Source organism: Aneurinibacillus tyrosinisolvens (assembly GCF_001015055.1).
GTDB classification, from domain to species: Bacteria; Bacillota; Bacilli; order Aneurinibacillales; family Aneurinibacillaceae; genus Aneurinibacillus_A; species Aneurinibacillus_A tyrosinisolvens.
In genome coordinates, this window is the sequence record NZ_BBWZ01000042.1 from 20,844 (window position 1) to 40,415 (window position 19,572).

The 19,572-nt window shown below is 42.9% G+C and carries 15 protein-coding genes and 2 pseudogenes; all 17 read left to right on the forward strand.

What is annotated here, in order from left to right; genetic code table 11:
- Positions 1–3 precede the first annotated feature (3 nt).
- The 17 genes and pseudogenes from MBEAL2_RS23600 (at position 4) to MBEAL2_RS30605 (ending at position 18,768) form a co-directional block, all read left to right on the forward strand.
- Positions 4–1,848 (forward strand): sigma-54 interaction domain-containing protein, encoded by a 1,845-nt coding sequence (locus MBEAL2_RS23600; RefSeq protein WP_082130133.1) that lies wholly within the window; start codon positions 4–6, stop codon positions 1,846–1,848.
- A gap of 170 nt (positions 1,849–2,018) precedes the next feature.
- Complete coding sequence (locus MBEAL2_RS23605; RefSeq protein WP_047154688.1) at positions 2,019–3,104, forward strand: tartrate dehydrogenase; 1,086 nt, start codon at positions 2,019–2,021, stop codon at positions 3,102–3,104.
- A gap of 4 nt (positions 3,105–3,108) precedes the next feature.
- Positions 3,109–3,879, forward strand: coding sequence for an SDR family oxidoreductase (locus tag MBEAL2_RS23610; RefSeq protein ID WP_047154689.1), 771 nt, complete (start codon positions 3,109–3,111; stop codon positions 3,877–3,879).
- Positions 3,880–3,906: 27 nt separating this feature from the next.
- Complete coding sequence (locus MBEAL2_RS23615; RefSeq protein WP_047154690.1) at positions 3,907–4,152, forward strand: aldehyde dehydrogenase family protein; 246 nt, start codon at positions 3,907–3,909, stop codon at positions 4,150–4,152.
- Positions 4,152–4,343 (forward strand): annotated as a pseudogene (locus tag MBEAL2_RS34115) (aldehyde dehydrogenase family protein). Before MBEAL2_RS23615 ends, MBEAL2_RS34115 begins: the two are co-directional and overlap by 1 nt.
- Positions 4,344–4,387: 44 nt before the next feature.
- Positions 4,388–5,704 carry an MFS transporter gene (locus tag MBEAL2_RS23620; RefSeq protein ID WP_161798279.1) on the forward strand — a complete coding sequence of 439 codons (1,317 nt, stop codon included), beginning with the start codon at positions 4,388–4,390 and terminating at the stop codon, positions 5,702–5,704.
- 14 nt (positions 5,705–5,718) lie between these two features.
- Entirely contained in the window at positions 5,719–6,996 is a 1,278-nt protein-coding gene (locus MBEAL2_RS23625) for a nickel pincer cofactor-dependent isomerase, group 22 (RefSeq protein ID WP_047154691.1), read from the forward strand.
- A 237-nt stretch (positions 6,997–7,233) separates the two neighbouring features.
- Positions 7,234–8,427 carry a dihydrolipoamide acetyltransferase family protein gene (locus MBEAL2_RS23630; protein WP_047154692.1) on the forward strand — a complete coding sequence of 398 codons (1,194 nt, stop codon included), beginning with the start codon at positions 7,234–7,236 and terminating at the stop codon, positions 8,425–8,427.
- Positions 8,428–9,840, forward strand: a complete 1,413-nt coding sequence (lpdA, locus tag MBEAL2_RS23635) for a dihydrolipoyl dehydrogenase (RefSeq protein WP_047154693.1) — start codon at positions 8,428–8,430, stop codon at positions 9,838–9,840. It abuts the gene before it with no gap.
- A gap of 21 nt (positions 9,841–9,861) precedes the next feature.
- On the forward strand, positions 9,862–10,959 hold the full coding sequence (gene pdhA, locus MBEAL2_RS23640; RefSeq protein ID WP_047154694.1) for a pyruvate dehydrogenase (acetyl-transferring) E1 component subunit alpha: 1,098 nt from the start codon (positions 9,862–9,864) through the stop codon (positions 10,957–10,959).
- Positions 10,952–11,929, forward strand: a complete 978-nt coding sequence (locus tag MBEAL2_RS23645) for an alpha-ketoacid dehydrogenase subunit beta (protein WP_047154695.1) — start codon at positions 10,952–10,954, stop codon at positions 11,927–11,929. Before pdhA ends, MBEAL2_RS23645 begins: the two co-directional genes overlap by 8 nt.
- 21 nt (positions 11,930–11,950) lie before the next feature.
- Entirely contained in the window at positions 11,951–13,354 is a 1,404-nt protein-coding gene (locus MBEAL2_RS23650) for an FAD-binding oxidoreductase (protein ID WP_047154696.1), read from the forward strand.
- A 35-nt stretch (positions 13,355–13,389) separates the two neighbouring features.
- Entirely contained in the window at positions 13,390–13,695 is a 306-nt protein-coding gene (locus MBEAL2_RS23655) for a UxaA family hydrolase (RefSeq protein ID WP_047154697.1), read from the forward strand.
- Positions 13,634–14,863 (forward strand): annotated as a pseudogene (locus MBEAL2_RS23660) (UxaA family hydrolase). Before MBEAL2_RS23655 ends, MBEAL2_RS23660 begins: the two are co-directional and overlap by 62 nt.
- A gap of 159 nt (positions 14,864–15,022) precedes the next feature.
- Positions 15,023–16,084 carry a TRAP transporter substrate-binding protein gene (locus MBEAL2_RS23665; protein WP_047154698.1) on the forward strand — a complete coding sequence of 354 codons (1,062 nt, stop codon included), beginning with the start codon at positions 15,023–15,025 and terminating at the stop codon, positions 16,082–16,084.
- Positions 16,085–16,164: 80 nt separating this feature from the next.
- Entirely contained in the window at positions 16,165–17,373 is a 1,209-nt protein-coding gene (locus tag MBEAL2_RS23670) for a mandelate racemase/muconate lactonizing enzyme family protein (RefSeq protein WP_047154699.1), read from the forward strand.
- A 645-nt stretch (positions 17,374–18,018) separates the two neighbouring features.
- Entirely contained in the window at positions 18,019–18,768 is a 750-nt protein-coding gene (locus MBEAL2_RS30605) for a tyrosine-type recombinase/integrase (protein WP_082130135.1), read from the forward strand.
- The last annotated feature ends 804 nt before the right edge of the window (positions 18,769–19,572 follow it).

Here is a 19,572-nt window from a genome sequence, read left to right on the forward strand (position 1 = left end):
TTGATGATTGCCTTGTATAAAATCAGTCAACCGTTGGATGATCAAATGGAAAAGCTGCTTCAGGAAATGGGATACCAAACAGCACGGTTTTATTCTATTAAATCCTTAATGAATCAGGTGATGAACACCAGGGTTATTCTCGCCCTGGATATTTACAAAAAAGAGGTAGAAGCATTGCCAGTTCCAGTTATCCCGCTATCTATCCATCTTATAGATATTATTAAGACAATTGAAGAACGTGATCTGTTGAGTCGATCAAGGGATTCGCTTTGGTTTGTTGGCTCAGAAGAAGAAGTCGAATGGCTGAAATGGGAGTATAAACAGAACCCGCAGATTTCTTTATGTTTTGTAAGCAAAGAACAGTTCCTTGACCGAGATATGGAACAGGAACGTGTCTATTTAGTCCCCTTTTGGGAGAAGGAACTGTATAGTGATCCGATAATACAGGCATCTATTTATTATGTTATGCCATCCATTATTTCGCTCTTGCCAGTTCTACGTCTTGTGACTTCCCTGGTTCACTTTGCAGATGAAGTTACAAGAGAACGATTTCAAGTCGAAGCGATTGTCAATTCTGCTCATGACGGTGTAATTGCCGTTGATCGGGAGGGGAGCATTACGGTCGTCAATCAACATGCCAAAACAATTCTGGGTCTTCAGGAAGACGTTAAAGGCCGTAAAATTACGGAGTTTATCCCTCAATCAGATATGATGCGCGTTCTGCAAACAGGAAAAATTGAAACAGGGGACATTGCAACTGTAATGGACCGCCAAATTGTCATTAACCGTTTTCCGGTCATTGTTATGAACCATGTTGTTGGTGCCGTCTCTAACTTTAAAGTTATTACAGATATTCAAAAAATGGAATTGAAGCTGCGGAAGATGTTACATCAAAACGGCTTAGAAGCAAAATATATGCTTAAAGACATTGTTGGAGAATCATCACTAATTGTAGCAGCGAAAGAACTCGCAAGCCGATTTGCAGAGACCGAAGCCTCTGTTTTGATTACCGGTGAGTCAGGAACGGGAAAAGAGCTTTTTGCGCAAGGTATTCATTTGGCCAATCAGCGGGCGTTAGGTCCCTTTCTCGCTGTTAATTGTGCCGCACTTCCGGAAAGCCTGCTGGAAAGCGAATTGTTTGGTTACGAAGAAGGTGCTTTTACGGGTGCTCGCAAGGGCGGAAAAACAGGGTTATTTGAACTGGCCCACGGCGGGACTTTGTTTCTTGATGAAATTGGCGAAATGCCGCTCCGAATACAGTCTCTTTTATTGCGGGTTCTTCAAGAAAAAACGGTGCGGCGTGTCGGAGGGGAACGGATTATCCCTGTCGATGTCCGAATCATTGCGGCCACAAATCGTGATTTGGAAGAGGAAATAGACGCAAAGCAATTTAGAGTAGATTTATATTATCGATTAAATGTGCTGACACTTGAATTGCCTCCCCTTCGTCAAAGGTTGGCGGATATTCCCGCAGTTGTTGAATCGGTTGTTCAACAATTAAATGAAAAACGAAAAACCAAAATCATAAAGATTGACGAGGAGCTGTACGAAATATTCACTGGGTATAATTGGCCCGGAAATATCCGGGAGTTGAGAAATGTAGTTGAACGAATGGTCGTACTGGAACAGGGGCAGACTTTGTCAGTTAAAGGAGCCGCATTTTTCTCCCAAAAAATCAAAGAAAACAAGAGTAAAATAGAAAATCTCTCTTTAAGCATTAAAGATAAGGAAAGGGAAGCGATTGTTACTGCATTAACTAAATATGCTAACAACAAAACATTGGCTGCAAAATCACTCGGTGTAGATCGATCGACGCTATGGAGAAAGATTAAGGAATACAACCTATAACGTTGAATATTTCAACATCATGTTGGAATTTAAAACGATTTTCTCTTATTTTTTCTGACTAAATATTCTGTTTTATCTGAAATAAAAGAAGCTTGAAACGGTGCCTGATTTGGCATCGTTTTTGCTTTTAATAGCAGTAAATACAATTTAAAGAAAAAGAGGTGAACAGGTTGAAGCACTACTCAATAGCCGTTATTCCCGGTGATGGCATCGGACCGGAGGTGATGGAAGAGGGGCTTAAAGTTTTAAAAGCGGTTGAAGTTGAATATGGGGGACTGCATTTTGCCTGTGACTTTTTTGCCTGGAATTGCGAGTATTATTTGCGGAATGGCAGGATGATGCCTGCAAACGGTTTAGAAATTTTGAAAGGCTATGATGCAATTTTATTTGGGGCCGTGGGTGCACCTTCTGTACCGGATCACATATCTGTATGGGAGCTTATTCTGCCAATCCGCCGAAGTTTCCAGCAGTATGTGAATTTACGTCCGATAAAGCTCCTTCGCGGGCTGGAGAGTCCGTTGCGTTATAAGTCCCATGAACATCTTGATTTTGTTGTGGTTCGGGAAAACACCGAGGGAGAGTACTCCAATATAGGGGGGCGCATGCATGAAGGAACTCCTTATGAAATAGCCGTACAAAACAATGTTTTTACCCGGTATGGTACTGAAAGGATCCTAAAATATGCCTTTTCGCTGGCAGAGAAAAGACCTAAGAAGAAGTTAACAGTTGCAACAAAGTCGAATGCAATCAATTATTCCATGACATTCTGGGATGAAATCGTGAAAGAAATTGGAAGTCAGCACCCGCACATCGAAACACATCTCTACCATATAGATGCTCTCGCCGCTTATTTTGTCTCCAGACCTGAGAGCCTGGATGTCGTCGCAGGGAGCAATTTGTTTGGGGACATTTTAACCGATTTAGGGGCTGCAGTTGTTGGTGGATTGGGTTTAGCTCCTTCAGGTAACATCAATCCGGAGCGCAAGTATCCTTCTATGTTTGAAGCCATTCACGGATCAGCCCCGGATATCGCGGGGAAAGGGATTGCCAATCCAATCGCGCAAATTTGGAGCATCAGCCTTATGATGGATCATCTTGGGTTGCCTGAGGTAGGGAAACTGATTCTCGATTCAATTGAAGAAGTTCTAATCGAGGGGGAAATCAGAACCTCGGACCTTGGTGGAACAGCTAAAACAACGGAGATGGGCGATGCCATTGTTTCACAAATTCATCAATTAAGTATACGGAGGAGATGAATATATGACACAGGATTTATTACAAGGAAAAACGGCGATTGTAACAGGAGCAGGTTCAGGGATGGGCAAAGCCATAGCCCAATTGTTTACACAGCAAGGAGCCAATGTTGTCTTCGCGGACTTGAATCTTGCAGCTGCACAGGCGGCAGTGGATTCTTACCAGCCTGAACAGGCCAACGCTGTTCAAGTAAACGTTTCAATTGATTCGCAGGTTGAAACTCTGATTCAAGATACACTGAAAACATTTGATCAACTTGACATCGTAGTCAATTGTGCGGGTGTTCCCCAAGTATTCACACCGATTGAGGAGTTAAGTTTGGAACAATGGAATCAGATTATGGACGTAAATTTGAAGTCTATTTTTTTGACGTCAAAGTATGCTGTTCCTGTCATGAAAAAGCAGCAAAGAGGAGCCATTGTAAATATAGCTTCTATAGCGGGGGTTAGAGCCCGCCCGGGGTTGAACGCCTATTGTGCTTCTAAAGGAGCAGCTATCATGCTGACAAAGGCGCTTGCCCTTGAACTGGCTCCATATAAAATCCGGGTTAACGCTATAAACCCGGGACCCGCCGAGACGCCAATGCTTGGACAATTTCTAAAAGGGGACGGAGCGCAAAAGGAAGACGATAAGAAAAAAATCTTTTTAGACAGCGTCCCATTAGGATCTTTAATACAACCCGACGATATTGCCCAGGCTGCGCTTTACCTGGCCTCTGATTTAGCGAAAATCGTAACCGGTGAAATATTGAATGTTGATGGCGGACGGGGGATTTAAAATTTATGGAGCAATATAGATTGTTCATTGGAAGATGTTGATCTTGCCGTAGCCGCTGCAAAAAAAGCTTTTGAACAGTCCGCCTGGAGCAGTATACTGCCCGCTGAACGGGGCAGAATGCTCCTGAAAATGGCAGGACTTATTCGTGAGCGAAAAGATAAGCTGGCTGAATTGGAAACTTTGGATAACGGGAAACCTTTGAATCAAGCTTATGCCGATGTTGAAGTAGCCGCAAGATATAGCGTCAAACCTGTTCCGCAGGATCGAGGCTAGTGGTCGAAAAATCGATTCATGATAATTTCGTCAGCAGAGTGGTTGAGAAAATGGAGTAGTTAACCGTTGGACCAGGACTGTCCAATCCGGATATTGGACCAATTGTTTCGAAAAAACAGTTGGATAGAGTGCTGGGCTATATGGATGTGGCTAAAAAAGAAGGATTGCGTATTTTAACAGGTGGCGAATAGAGTGAATAACGACTTTTTGAATAAAAATGGGAAGGATTGAAAGTATGAAGAACTCTGGAGTAGATTCTCGCTATCGTTCGACCATTCTCCTGCTAATGTTTTTAGGTGCAGCCATCAATTATATGGACCGTGCCAATATTGGTATCGCAGCTCCGCTAATCGCCAAGCATTTTCAATTTAATGACGCTCAAATGGGAATTATTCTATCTTGTGTATTGTGGACCTATACGATCGCCCAGATTCCCATGGGAATTTTGATTGACAAGTTTGGTACACGGGTTGCCATTTTTGTAGGTGTTTTGGTATGGTCCATCATGACAGGGTTAACTGGAATGGCCACTGGATTTATGAGTCTTCTACTCTGTCGAATGTTGATGGGGTTAGGAGAAGCCCCTACTTTTCCAGGTTTTGGCCGTGTTGTTGCTCAATGGTTTCCGGCTAGCGAAAGAGGAAAGGCCAATGCCTCCTTTATTTCTGCGGTAATGTTCGGATCGGCCTTCACTCCTCCTTTGGTTACATTTGTCATGATAAACTATGGCTGGTCCAGTGCATTTTTCGTAACAGGCTTAATCAGCATAATTTGGGCTTTCTTCTGGTGGAAATATTTTAGAAATCGTCCCGCAGAATCACCCTATGTCTCCCAACAAGAGATTTCGGTTATAGGCGACACGGATGAAAAATACGCACCCGTCAAAATTCCATGGTATAGCTTATTAAAGTACCGTAATGTATGGGCTTTAATGATTGGCTTGTTTGCAATCGATTATGTTTTATATATCTTTGTTTCCTGGCTTCCGACATTCCTGGTCAAATCTAAACATCTAACACTTTCAAAAACAGGATTCGTTGCCATGATTCCGTACATTGTTGCCTTCGTGTTAACCTGGGTTTTTGGATTGTTGTCGGATCACCTCGTGCGTAAAGGCTGGTCTGCTACGAAAGCATGCCGCACATTGGCAGTCATTGGGATGATCATTTCTATGTCCATTCTATTGGCTGTTCAAGTTGAGAGCATCTCTTGGGTCATTTTGTTTTTAAGTCTTGCTCTGGGCGGAGTAATGGCAGCGAATGGTGTCATCTGGGCATTGCCAGCGGCCATCTCCAAACCAAATTATGTAGGAAGAATCGGAGCACTCCAAAATTTTGCAGGTAATATCGGGGGTACATTGGCTCCACTTATTACAGGGTTTATATTGCAGTCTACAGGCTCATTTGTTATTCCTCTTTCCATTGGAGGAGGCCTGGCACTGGTAGCTATCCTGTCTTATCTCTTCTTGATGAAGGAGCAACCCGTACTAATCGGTGACCATAGTGAATCTAACGGTGCAGGTAACCCCATTGATGTAAATCACTCCATATAAAGGTGTTGATTAAAATGGCCGTATTGGAAAGTGGATTTGATTTTGAAAGTCCAATCATGTACAAGGTTCAACAATCTTTTGATAATAGGATGCTGGATAAGACTCAAATTGAACATGTTCTTAGAGAACAATTTCACAACGAAGCAATTAAAAATTTAATAAAACCTAACATGAAAATTGCTGTGGCTGTTGGCAGCAGAGGAATAAGGCATATATCCTTTATCGTTCGCACAGTGATCGACTTGTTTAGAGAATTGGGGGCCGAACCGTTTATTGTTCCTGCAATGGCTAGCCATGGAGGAGGAGAAGCGGAGGGGCAGCGGAGTGTTCTGGCGAACTATGGTATTACCGAGGAAACAATGGGTGTTCCTATCAATCCTTCGATGGAAACAGTAGAATTAGGTAACGCCGATGGAGTACCTATCCATTTTAGTAAAGTCGCTTTAGAAAGCGATTTCATTGTTCCGGTTTGCCGGATTAAACCACATACCGATTTTAAAGGACCTATTGAAAGCGGTGTCTTTAAAATGCTTTGCATTGGTTTAGGAAAACATAAAGGCGCCTCCACAATCCATAGTGCCGGATTTGCTGCTTTTCCAACGCTTATACCGGCAGCTGGACAGTATGTCCTTGATCACGCGCCCGTGGGTCTTGCGGTTTGTGTAGTGGAGAATAGTTACGATGAGGTAGAGAATGTTTACGTGATTCCTAAAGAACGGATTCCTGCTGAAGAACCCGTATTACTTGAGAAGGCGAAACGTTTATTGCCAAGAATTAACGTGGATCCAATCGATTTATTGATTATCGATCAACTAGGTAAAGATATTAGCGGAGAAGGAATGGATCCTAATGTGACGGGAAGATCCCCTGTACCTGGCGTGCTCTTTGAGGGGACTTCTACGATTCACCGAATTGCTGTTTTAGACTTAACAGAAGAAACCCATGGAAATGCCACTGGAATCGGGATGGCTGATTTAACAACGATAAGGTGTTTCGAAAAAGTAGATTTACAAGTAACTTATGCTAACGTACTAACAGCAGGATTGTTTCAAAGTGCAAAAATTCCTGTCATGCTGGAAAATGACCGTCAGGTTTTGGCAGTTGGACTAAAGGCTGCAACACAAGTTCCTTCTAGCAGGGCTCGAGTTGTCCACATAAGGGATACTCTTCACCTTTCGGAATTCTGGGTTTCGGAAATTATAGCAAAAGAACTCGATAACAATCCTCAGTTTACTGTAAGCGATGATAGGCGACCCTTTGCATTTGATTCTGAAGGGAATCTTATCCGGTGATTCTATAAAGTTTAAGCGGCAGGATAGCTGCAGTGCAACAAAAATACCCACCAGCTAAGCAGGTGGGTTCTTTCCGATCCCTGTAAAAAAAGTTTTTCATTTACAATAAACTTTCTAAAATGTATTGTAATATGACGAATTATTTTGAATAATAGATAAAAGAACAAAAATATTAATATATCAGATTTCAGATACAAATATATGAGACCAAATACTAGAAGAAAAAGGAGGGATATCATGCATTTTAAATTTAAACTACCGGATATTGGAGAAGGATTGCATGAAGCTGAGATTGTCCGCTGGCTTGTCAAACCAGGAGATAGGATTGAGGCCGACCAGGTTGTCGCAGAAATTCAAACCGATAAAGCCGTTGTGGAAATTCCTTCCCCAGTCGGCGGGAAAATCGGTTCACTTGCCGGAGATGAGGGAAGTGTCGTTCATGTTGGAGAAGTGCTAATTACTGTAGAGGAAGAAAAGGAAATGGAGCCTGCACCTGCCCTTCCAGAAGCCCGCCCGGAACAAAAGAAAAAGAAACGTGCATTGGCCGCACCCACCGTCCGCAAACTAGCCAGAGAGCTTGGAATCGATATCGAGCAGGTAACGGGAACAGGGCCGGGTGGACGAGTTATGGAAACAGATATCCGTATATTTATCCAACCTGTTTCTAACGAGAATTCTAATAGGGAATCACATTCTGACCCCGTCTTACATACTGTAGAAAGCGCAAACCTGGAGGAAGAAATTCCGTTTCAAGGATTACGAAAGCGAATCAGTGAAAAGATGGTGCAGTCTGTTTATACAGCACCACAAGCGACTGGAATGGATGAGATTGATGTCACCCAATTGGTAGAATTAAAGGAAAGCCTCTTGCCGTATGCTGAAGCGTATGGCTGCAAGCTTACATATCTTCCGTTTATTATTAAAGCGGTTACAAAAACGTTGAAAGAGCAACCGTACTTTAATGCTTCACTAAAGCCGGAAAGCGGAAAAATTATCCTTAAAAAATACTATAACATCGGAATTGCAACGGCTACGAAAGACGGCCTCATTGTACCGGTCATTAAAAATGCTGATCAAAAATCGATACTGGAGATCGCACTTGAACTAGAGCAGCTAGTAGAAAAAGTACGGCAGCGGAGAGTCGATGCGGCAGATTTACAGGGAGGAACCTTTACGATTAGCAGTACCGGTAAGAAGGGAGGCTGGTTCGCCACACCTATTATCAATTATCCGGAAGTAGCTATTCTGGGCGTGCATGCGATTAAAGAACGGCCGGCCGTTATCAACCATCAGATTGCGATACGGAGCATGATGGGTATGTCCCTGACATTTGACCATCGAGTCATTGATGGAGAACATGCCGGAAAATTTATGGAGTCTTTCTCCCATATTCTTGAAAACCCGCAGGCCTTGTATTTGGAGGTGAGATAGATGGTTGTCGGGGATTTCATTGCCGAAACGGGTGTTCTTGTCATTGGCGGAGGCCCGGGAGGATATACGGCCGCCATCCGGGCAGCACAACTCGGACAAGAAGTAACACTCGTAGAGAAAAAAGCGTTGGGAGGAATTTGCCTCAATGAGGGTTGTATTCCGTCCAAGGCGTTGATTTCAGCGGCGGAAGACTATCATAAATTAAGCAAAATGGCAGCGCGAGGTATCGAAGTAGAACATGCAACCCTTAATTTCTCTAAATTTCAGGAATGGAAGAATAAACAGGTCATCTCCAGGCTTTCTGGCGGGATCGCCGCCCTCTGCAAAAGCAACAACGTGAATATCATGGAAGGAGAAGCCTATTTTACGGATAAAAATGAGGTTCGTGTTATCTCCGACTATGCATCCCAACGTATTCGCTTTGGGCACTGTATCATTGCTACGGGTTCCCGTCCGATTGAGATTTCTACTCTTCCTTTTGGTGGTAGGATCCTCTCTTCAACAGAAGCATTATCACTTGATGAAATTCCAGGAAGCATGATTGTAGTAGGTGGCGGCTATATCGGCATCGAACTGGGAACGGCATTTGCCAAATTCGGAACAAAGGTGACGATAATCGAAGCGACTTCTAACATTTTGCCTGGTTTTGATATCGAAATGTCGCGCATCTTGAAGAAAAATTTAAAAAAACTGGGCGTACATATTCATACCGGGGCTACTGTCATTCGAAATGAAGCAGCTGAGCACAATGTAACGATCACCGCTCGCATGGAAGAACAGGAGGAAATGTTTCAGGCAGATTATTGTCTCGTAACGGTAGGACGCCGCCCGAATACAGAACACCTGGGGCTTAAGGAGATTGGAATTAAGGTCGATGAAAAGGGCCTAATCCAAATTAATGAGCAATGCCGGACCACTGTTCCACACATTTTTGCGATTGGGGATGCAGTTCCTGGTCCAGCTCTGGCCCATAAAGCTTCCTATGAAGGAAAGGTAGCAGCAGAAGCCATTGCGAATGTACATAGTGTCATTGATTATGTGGGACTGCCAGCTGTCGTCTTTTCCGATCCGGAAATTGCAACCGTTGGATTGAACGAGGTTCAGGCTAAGGAGCAAGGATATCAGGTGAAAGTCGGCAAATTCCCGTTTTCGGCAAACGGGCGAGCCCTAACCAGTGATGAAACAGAAGGTTTTACCAAAATTGTGGCTGATGAAGATGAACGAGTACTCGGGGTCCAAATCATCGGCTCCCAGGCTTCCAATATGATTAGCGGCGCCGTCCTGGCTATGGAGATGGGGGCGAAAGTAGAAGATATTTCTCTCACTATTTATCCTCATCCAACCCTAGCAGAAGGTATTCTCGAGGCATCAGAGATTCTACTGAAAAAAGCGATTCATATGGTGAATTCATAACCTCAAAGGAGAGAAAATACGATGTTAAAATCCGAGATGATGAAAATGGACTCCTATCAAATTCTCCACCCCAATGGCGACGTCGATGAATCCCGCCTCTCCGAAATGGATGTAAACAATGGCTTGCTTCTATCGATGTATGAATGGATGCTGAAAACCAGAATCCTTGATGCCCGGCTGCTTAAAATGCAGCGGCAGGGAAGGATCGGAACGTATGCTCCATTTAGCGGACAGGAAGCCGCCCAGGTCGGCAGCGCGTTAGCCCTGCAAAAACTGGACTGGATTTTCCCTACCTATCGAGAGATTGCCGCCTGTATGGTACACGGGCTTTCGATTGAACAGGCGATTCTCTATTTCAAAGGACACCTTCATGGCGGAAGGACACCTGATAATCTGAACATATTTCCCATTCAAATTATCATTGCGGGTCAGATTCCCCAGGCTGCGGGCTGTGCCTGGGCATCAAAACTGAAAGGGGAAAACAATATTTCAGTTAGTTATTTCGGGGACGGAGCCACTTCAGAGGGCGATTTCCATGAAGGGCTGAATTTTGCCGCTGTTTACCAGCTCCCTGTCCTCTTTTTCTGCCAGAACAACCATTGGGCCATCAGCCTTCCGCTTCATAAACAAATGGCGAGTGAATCGATCGCCCAAAAAGCGGTGGCTTACGGTATGAAAGGAGTGCAGGTAGACGGAAATGATGTGCTTGCCGTATATCAAGTCACAAGGGAGGCAGCAGAACGGGCCCGGAACGGACAAGGCCCTACCTTAATTGAAGCGGTGACGTACCGACAAGGGCCGCATACAACGGCAGATGATCCAACGAAATACCGTAATGCGGAAGAAGTAAGCACCTGGACAAATGAAAAAGATCCGATTGTTCGCTTCGAAGCTTTTCTGCTTAAGCGAGGATTAATTTCAGAAGCTGATAGAGGAGCTTTAACAGCAAAATTGGAGACAGAAGTTGCAGAGGCTATTTCTGAAGCAGAGATGATTCAACCTTCATCCGTCTATGATGCCTTTGATCATGTATACGATTCGCCTCATAAGCTGCTGCAGGAGCAAAAAGAAGAAATTATACAGCGGAGGCAAGGAAAAGGAGAGAGCGACAATGGCTAATCTGACGATGGTGGAAGCAATTCGAGAAGCAATGGCACAGGAAATGGAGAGAGAAGGACGTGTAATTATTCTCGGGGAAGATGTCGGCGTTAACGGAGGGGTGTTCCGGGCCACAGAAGGGCTGCAGGATCGCTTTGGAGAAAACCGGGTGTTTGACACACCATTAGCGGAGTCAGGGATCATAGGGACCGCAGTAGGGCTTGCGGTGAACGGGATGCGCCCGATTGCCGAAATTCAGTTCCTTGGGTTTATTTACGAAACGATGGATCAGGTGTGCGCCCAGGCCGCACGGGTTCGTTTCCGCTCGGCCGGAAGGTTTACCGTCCCCCTTGTTATTCGCAGTCCGTTTGGCGGCGGCGTGCGTACACCTGAGCTTCATTCGGACAGCCTGGAAGCCCTTTTTCTTCATACACCAGGCCTGAAAGTCGTAATGCCGTCCAATCCTTATGATGCAAAGGGACTGCTCATTTCAGCCATTCGGGATGAGAATCCGGTTTTGTTTATCGAGCCGATGAAGTTATACCGGGCTTTCCGGGAAGAAGTGCCGGAAGAACCCTATACGATTCCGTTGGGCAAAGCGAAGGTAGTAAAAGAAGGGCAGGATGCAACGGTTGTTACGTATGGGCCTACGGTTCCTCTCGTAACAAAAATTGCCCAGGAATACCAGGCCAAAGGCATCGATATCGAAGTCATTGATTTACGCACCATCCAACCCCTTGATTTCGATACGATTATTGAATCAGTAGAGAAAACCGGACGGTTAATGATTGTTCATGAAGCTGTAAAAACAGGAGGGGTAGGCGGAGAAATTGCGGCCATCATAAGTGAGCGCGCTTTATTCTCCTTATGTGCGCCAATTTTGCGAATTACCGGATATGATACACCGTATCCTGTGCCTTCTATCGAAGACGATTGGCTGCCTAATGCGCAGCGGATTCAGGAAGGTCTGGAAAAAATGATGTCCTATTAAACTAGAAAAGGAATGATGCAAATGAATATATACGAAGAATTATTAGAGATGATTGGTGACCCGCAGCGTGTTTCCATCAATGAATCCGTATTGGAACAACATAGCAAGGGCATCACATACCATACCGGCACCTTACCTGATGTTGTTGTTTTTCCTGTTAATAAAACAGAAGTGGTGCAGATTGTAAATTTTGCTGCCACACATAAAATACCGATTGTTCCTTTTGGCGTAGGCAGCAGCCTGGAAGGACATATTGTCCCGCAATACGGCGGCATAACGATTAGTTTTTCACTCATGAATCAAATCCTGGATGTTTCCCCACAAGATTTTTCAGTCACTGTTCAACCAGGTGTGACACGTGAGCAATTAAATAAACACATAAAAAGACATGGTCTATTTTTTCCGATTGATCCCGGGGCAGATGCTACGATTGGCGGGATGACAGCAACGAATGCAAGCGGCACGAATGCGGTAAAATACGGCGTTATGAGAAACCAAATTTTAAAACTGGAAGTAGTTCTTGCGGATGGAAGAATCATTCAGACTGGAAGCTCGGCTATAAAAACTTCTGCTGGCTATTCTTTAAAGGATTTGTTTATCGGTTCAGAAGGAACGCTTGGTATCATTACGGAAATTAAGCTTCGTCTCCGTGGAATTCCTGAAGCCATCATTGCTGCAAGAGCCACTTTTCAGTCTCTAGAAGATGCGGGAAGGGCCGCCGTTCATATTCTTTCTGCCGGCATCGACATCGGTAAAATTGAACTTGTTGATTCATTGACTATTAAGGCAGTCAATGAATATATGAAAACATCATACGAAGAAGCTCCAACGTTGTTTTTAGAATGCAGTGGAACGGAAAATGAAGTAGAGTACCAGCTTGAAATGATTAAAGAATGTATTGCTTCTTCTAATTCTCGGTCTTTCCAAACGGAGAAGGATTCTAAAAAACGAGCTCAGCTTTGGGAGGCCAGGCACAAGGCAGGACTAGCCGTTATTGCCGCTTATCCGGGGGAACTGCTTATGGCTACTGATGTATGTGTCCCTATTTCTAAACTTCCTGAAGCCATCCATAAAGCAAGAGAAATAGTAAACGAGCACAATATACAGGCAGCTATTTTTGGCCATATCGGGGATGGGAATTTTCACGTAACACTTACTGTGGATCCTAACAACCCTGATAGCTTGAGACGGGCTGAAACTGTGAACGAAAAGCTGGTCCATTACGCTTTGGAACAAGGCGGGACTTGTACAGGCGAGCATGGAATTGGAATGGGGAAAACCAAGTATTTACGCTTAGAGCATGGAGAAGCCGTCGATGTTATGGAAGATATAAAGCAGCTTTTTGATCCCCATTTTATTCTGAATCCTGGAAAAATAGTGAATCATAAAACGCATAATAAATCAGAATCTACGAGTACAGTTTAAAGTTCATAAAGCGTTTATTATAGGGGGGATTAATGATGGAAACATCCTATAAAACAGTGGTCATGAAGCCTGTTGATCACGTGGCTGTCGCCTTAATAGATATCCCGGCGGGTGCAAAAGTAAAAGTAACCAACGGGGATCATACCATCGAAATTGAATTGAAAGATTCGATCCGATTTGGCCATAAATTTGCAATCAAACCAATAGAAGAAGGCGAAGATATTTTGAAATACGGAGAAGTTATTGGGATGGCTGTCCGCTCGATTACAGTGGGTGAGCATGTTCACGTTCACAACCTGGAAGGAAAAAGAGGAAGGGGAGATAAAATTAGTGTTAAATAACGAGAACAAACCCGTATTCTGGGGGTACAGACGCCCGGACGGCAGAGTTGGCGTACGGAATCACGTACTCATTCTGCCGACCATAACCTGTGCAACACAGGCCGCGCATCAGATTACACAACTGGTACAAGGAACGGTCAGTTTTATCCATCAGCATGGGTGCGGCCAGGTAGGGGTGGACTATGAGCAAACCTTCCAGACATATGTGGGGATGGGATGCAATCCGAATGTATACGGTGTTGTCGTACTGGGGCTTGGCTGCGAAACACACCAGGCCAGAAGTGTGGCTGGGGAAATTGCGAAAAGCGGGAAACCTGTAGAGGTTATCTCTATTCAGGATCATGGCGGAACACTTATGGTGATCGCCCAGGGAGCAAAAGCTGCGGCCAAGATGGTACAAGACGCCTCCTCAATTCTCCGCGAGCCATGCGACTTCAGTGAACTCATTATTGGCACAGAATGTGGAGGTTCAGACGCATGTTCGGGTTTATCTGCTAACCCAGCGGTGGGAGTTGTAAGCGATCTCATTGTAGACGCCGGTGGTACTGCCATTCTTGCCGAAACAACAGAATTAATTGGCGCAGAGCATCTCCTGGCCCAGCGTGCCGCAAACGAGAAAGTTGCACAACGTGTCTACGAAGTGATTGGTCAAATGTAGAGCCGGGCGATGATGATGGGGGTTGATATTCGTACTGGAAATCCGAGTCCCGGAAATATCGAGGGCGGCCTCAGCTCACTGGAGGAGAAGTCACTCGGTGCGGCCAACAAATCTGGCAGTCGTCCGCTCCAAGAACTTATCGATTATGCACAGCCACCCACCCAAAAAGGGCTGGTTTGGATGGATACGCCAGGTCATGACATTGAGCAGTTGACCGGCATGGTTGCAGGAGGAGCTCAGGTTGTTTTATTTACGAGTGGCCGCGGCACGCCAACGGGTTCTCCAATAGCCCCAGTCATTAAGATCTCTACGAATACGCCAATGTTTGAAAAAATGGGAGATAACATGGACCTTAACGCCGGAACGATTATTGAGGGCATTGAATCCATTCAATCTGTAGGTGAAAGAATCTTTGCTGAAATTGGACAAGTAAGCTCAGGCAAGCTGACAAAATCAGAGATTTTAAAACAGCACGATTTTGGTATTTGGCGTATTGGTCCAACCTTCTAAAAACATGCGGAACAGCAGTTGTAAATTAGGTAATGAATTGTAACCATTATTGTCAGAATAGTAAAAACATTCATGATAGACAACTAATCTAGTCAGCCAATAAAACGATAGGTTTCTAGGTTTAGTTGAATATAAACAAAAAAAGAGGAGGGTTATATTATGAAAAAGTGGGTTAAGAATTTAGCTATCAGTTTTGTTGTACCCAGCATGCTTCTTCTTGGTGGCTGTGGGGGAGGGAGCGGTGAAAAGAGTACAGCAGCATCACCAACTCAGGCTGCCCCAAGCGGCAGCAAAGAACGTACTCTGAAAATGGGCATTAGTATTGGTAAGGACCATCCGTTAGGACAAGGGATTGATAAGTTTGCGGACATTGTCAAACAAAAGAGCGACGGAAAGATAAAAGTACAGAACTACTATGATTCTACTCTAGGCGATGAAAAGAAGATGGCGGAAGCAGTAAAAGCCGGATTGCAAGATATGACCGTTATAACGACCGCTCCGTTAACTGGAACAGTGAAAGAATTCGGTGTGTTCGATTTCCCTTTTACATTTAATAATGAAAAAGAAGTAGATACTGTCCTTCAGGGAGCATTTGGCAAAAAAATGTTAGAGACACTGCCGCCGCATAATTTGGTGGGTCTTAGTTTTTGGGAAAATGGATTCCGTAATGTAACGAGCGCCAAACATCCTATTACATCGGTAGACGATTTCAAAGGGATGAAGATTCGTACAATGCAAAACCCAATTCATTTGGAAGTTTTTAAGACCTTCGGTGCAAACCCAACACCAATGGCGATTAGTGAAGTTTTCACTGCTTTAGAAAGCAAAGCCATTGATGGCCAAGAAAACCCAGTACAAATTATCGAAAATCTTAAGATGAATGAAGTACAGAAGTATTTAAGCTTAACCAAGCACGTATACGCGCCGTTCATTTTCCTTGTTAATAAGAAACTTTGGAATGAGCTATCCGATGATGAGAAAAAAATCATGCAAGAAGCCGCTGATGAGGCTGGTAAATTCCAGCGTGAAACGATTAGAGCCAGCACAAAGGAAACAATTGAAAAGTTAAAGGCTGACGGTATGCAAGTTAATGAATTATCACCAGAGGCAACAGCCAAAATGCAAGAACTGGCAAAGCCTTTGATGGGTCAATTCTCCAAGCAAATCGGAGAGGATTTAGTGAAAGAGTTTTTTGATGAAGTAAGTAAAGCTCGTCAATAGTTTATGGATAGTTCCCCTGGTCAGTCGATCAGGGGATCTTGAAATTCTCAAAGAAAACCGAAAATCAGGAGGGATATTTTGTGAAGATAACGAAAATCGAAACCATTCGAATCGAGGAATTTCCGAATTTGTGCTATGTTAGATTGCATACTGATGAAGGAATTATCGGATTAGGGGAAACCTATTTTGCGGCTGAGGCGGTAGAAGCGTGGATTCATGAAATGGGTGCCGCCGTTCTTTTAGGTAAGGATCCGTTAACTATTGAACGGCACTGGGGGAATCTTGTAGGTTTTGTAGGTGCCCGCAGTACAGGAATTGAAAATAGGGGGCGCTCGGCGTTGGATATCGCTTTATGGGACATCTTTGGCCAAGTAACTAATCAACCTATTTATCAACTCCTTGGCGGGGCTTCCCGTGGCTGTATCCGGGCTTATAATACATGTGCAGGATACCAGTATACACAAAAACGGCCAAGACACGGAAATTTACCTGTTGATAATTGGGGAAAAGGAGAGCTGAAAGGGCCCTATGAAGATCTTGAGGCATTTTTATATCGTGCGGATGAATTGGCAGAAAGCCTTGTCTCAGAAGGTTTTATGGGAATGAAAATATGGCCTTTCGATCCGTTTGCGGAAGCTTCAAATGGAAGATATATCTCAAATGAAGATTTGAAAAAAGCCCTAATTCCTTTTGAAAAGATAAGAAAACAGGTTGGTAATAAAATTGAAATCATGGTTGAATTGCACTCTCTATGGGATTTGCGTACAGCAAAACAAATTGCTCACGCATTAGAGGATTTCCAACCGTTCTGGTACGAAGATCCAATAAAGATGGACAATCTGGATGCTTTAAAAGAATTTGCTCGATCGACTCGAATTCCAACCGCTGCCAGTGAAACTCTTGGAACACGCTGGGCATTTCGGGAAGTAATGGAGAAACAGGCAGCCGGTGTCATCATTTTTGATCCAACGTGGACGGGGGGAATTTCAGAATCAAAGAAAATTATTTCCATGGCGGAGGCTTATCAATTGCCGATTGCAACACATGACTGTGTGGGACCGGTTTCTTTTGCGGTAGATGTTCATTTATCTATTAATGCTCCAAACGTCCTGGTTCAGGAAGTAGTAAGAGCATTTTATACAGATTGGTATAGAGAATTGGTAACCGAAGTTCCTTTGGTTAAAGACGGATATGTTTATCCATTAAATGGACCGGGTCTTGGAACTATGTTGCGTCCTGAAGTATTTAAACGTTCCGATCTTCAACGGAGGGAATCGCAATTAGATTAGTTAGAGAGTTAAATTGTTCGCTTTGTTTACATAACGTTATTGTTTAGTCTGTTTAAACTTACAATTAATAGTAAGTTGTCGAATGGTTTAAAACTGGATCGGTAAAAACTCAGCAAAGAGTTGCTAGTGAGACTAGTAAGTATGAATCCAAACCTTCCGATGATATATTTAGGAAAAGTGCAATGATAGAACGGATTTAAAAAGAATAAAGTGAGCAATATAACATCGTTAACGTATACAATATCGTAAATCAAATTATTGAGGCGCTGACTAAAGAATTAGATCTGGTTCGGCGCCTTTGTAGTTAATATAGGTTTAGCATTTTTATGAGACATATAAAATCCAATAAATATTTAGTAAAAAACTTCTAATTTCTCAAAAACAAGAAAAATCTCAGTTAATGAGATCTCAAACCATTGACGTCCGATAATATATATTATGTTAACTAAGAAAAAATCCAAACGTACCTATAAGTTATCTCCTCAAGTTCCGATAAGATTTATGATCAGGAACTTTTCTCCTCCAAGTTGACGATAATTATTAAGGTTGTTCTGATAACATTCATGGCCGTCCCAATAACTTTCAGGAACGTCTCATAATTTGCAGGTACGTCCTGATAATTCATTTTGCTGGAGGTCATTACAATTGAAATTTACACAAGCTGCCGATGATTATCTTATGTCCTTAGAGGTTGAAAAAAATTATTCAAAAAATACGCTCCGCGGGTATGCATTCAATTTAAAAAATTACGAAGATTTTCTACGGCACCAGAACCGTTCATTAGAACTTGATGATTTAACACCATCTACGAGCAGAAGATTTATTCAAGATCAAGTAATGAACCATGGAGCTAAACCCAAAACCATGCAACGCCGTATTTCTTGTTTAAAGTCATTCAACCAGTTCTGTTTAAAAGAAAATTATATAAAAACTGATTTTATGGCGGGCATTCAGGCTCCAAAAACGGAAAAAAAGCTACCTGTTTATATGACTTTACAAGAACTTCAAAAACTTTTTATTTTTCTAGAAAATAATGATTCTCGTTTATCAGCTCGAAATCATTTGTTATTTAAGCTGCTTGCTACAACGGGAATGAGGCGCCAAGAACTCGTTGACTTAAATTGGGAACAGGTTGATTTAAGTAATAATACCATTCGGATATATGGAAAAGGAAAAAAAGAACGTCTCCTCCCCCTCCATCCAATGGTTATCCCCTTATTCTGCCGATATCGTGAACAACTTTTAGAATACCAAGTCCATTCTTCAATCACCTGCAAGGTAAAGTCAGAGGGAGAGCCTTTGTCAGCAGTATGCATTGAACCTTCAAATGGTTTCAAGAAGAGCCAATATGGATTAAGTGTTAGAAACGTTCCATCGTCTCTCCGAGCTAAATGAAGCAGTTCACGAGATAACTCACGACCTGTACCATCCGCAACTATTACTTCGTGAATCTCAATATCTAACTTCTCACGTACTGGATATTGGACAGAATAACGTCCTAAAGCTGTCTGTTCTATTTCTTTTTCTGTCAATGATAACGCTAGGTTAAACAAAGGATGGTCATTATGAAGAAGCTCAATTTCATCAGTTTCTTTTTGTACCGAACCTGTAAAACGATATGAAGATTCACTTTTCAGCAAAATTCCCCTCGGTCATAATTACTAATAATTGAAAAGCTCTACCTATACTTTAGAGCTTCTCTAATTATTGGTTAAAAATCAACATTAAAATTTAAATGAGTAATTGGATTTCATTGAACTAACGGGCATCGTTAGCACAATACGGCTGTTACGGCAGTCGTTTTTTATTTGTTCAACTAGTGAGCAGGATAGTTGGGGAAGAATATATAAAACAAAGAAAATTGATACTTGGATTTTTTAGCATTATAAGCATATAATTGGGTATACAATTATTTACATTTGTGATTTGGAGTACCATTTCATTTTAGGAAGGGTGAAATCCTTGTCCTTTGATATTGAGAAGAAAGTTATACGCCATCTTTTTCAACTACTCTCCTTCGTATTGATTACTTTAACTTTTATGCCACAACTGCTGGTTGCAATCGGGGCGGTTGCATCAGTGTGTATCCTGGTGTCTGCCCTTTTCATTGTTCCTGTGTTCTTCATATGGACGATATCATCAGGCAAGGATTATAAGGGTAGAGATTAAAAAATTATTTATGTATAGAAATATTTATTT

Excerpts from the sequence above, each read along its gene's own strand:
- MBEAL2_RS23600 (WP_082130133.1), top strand. The coding sequence starts at position 4 with ATGATTGCCTTGTATAAAATCAGTCAACCGTTGGATGATCAAATGGAA.
- MBEAL2_RS23610 (WP_047154689.1), top strand. The coding sequence starts at position 3,109 with ATGACACAGGATTTATTACAAGGAAAAACGGCGATTGTAACAGGAGCA.
- MBEAL2_RS23620 (WP_161798279.1), top strand. The coding sequence starts at position 4,388 with ATGAAGAACTCTGGAGTAGATTCTCGCTATCGTTCGACCATTCTCCTG.
- MBEAL2_RS23625 (WP_047154691.1), top strand. The coding sequence starts at position 5,719 with ATGGCCGTATTGGAAAGTGGATTTGATTTTGAAAGTCCAATCATGTAC.
- MBEAL2_RS23630 (WP_047154692.1), top strand. The coding sequence starts at position 7,234 with ATGCATTTTAAATTTAAACTACCGGATATTGGAGAAGGATTGCATGAA.
- lpdA (WP_047154693.1), top strand. The coding sequence starts at position 8,428 with ATGGTTGTCGGGGATTTCATTGCCGAAACGGGTGTTCTTGTCATTGGC.
- pdhA (WP_047154694.1), top strand. The coding sequence starts at position 9,862 with ATGTTAAAATCCGAGATGATGAAAATGGACTCCTATCAAATTCTCCAC.
- MBEAL2_RS23645 (WP_047154695.1), top strand. The coding sequence starts at position 10,952 with ATGGCTAATCTGACGATGGTGGAAGCAATTCGAGAAGCAATGGCACAG.
- MBEAL2_RS23650 (WP_047154696.1), top strand. The coding sequence starts at position 11,951 with ATGAATATATACGAAGAATTATTAGAGATGATTGGTGACCCGCAGCGT.
- MBEAL2_RS23655 (WP_047154697.1), top strand. The coding sequence starts at position 13,390 with ATGGAAACATCCTATAAAACAGTGGTCATGAAGCCTGTTGATCACGTG.
- MBEAL2_RS23665 (WP_047154698.1), top strand. The coding sequence starts at position 15,023 with ATGAAAAAGTGGGTTAAGAATTTAGCTATCAGTTTTGTTGTACCCAGC.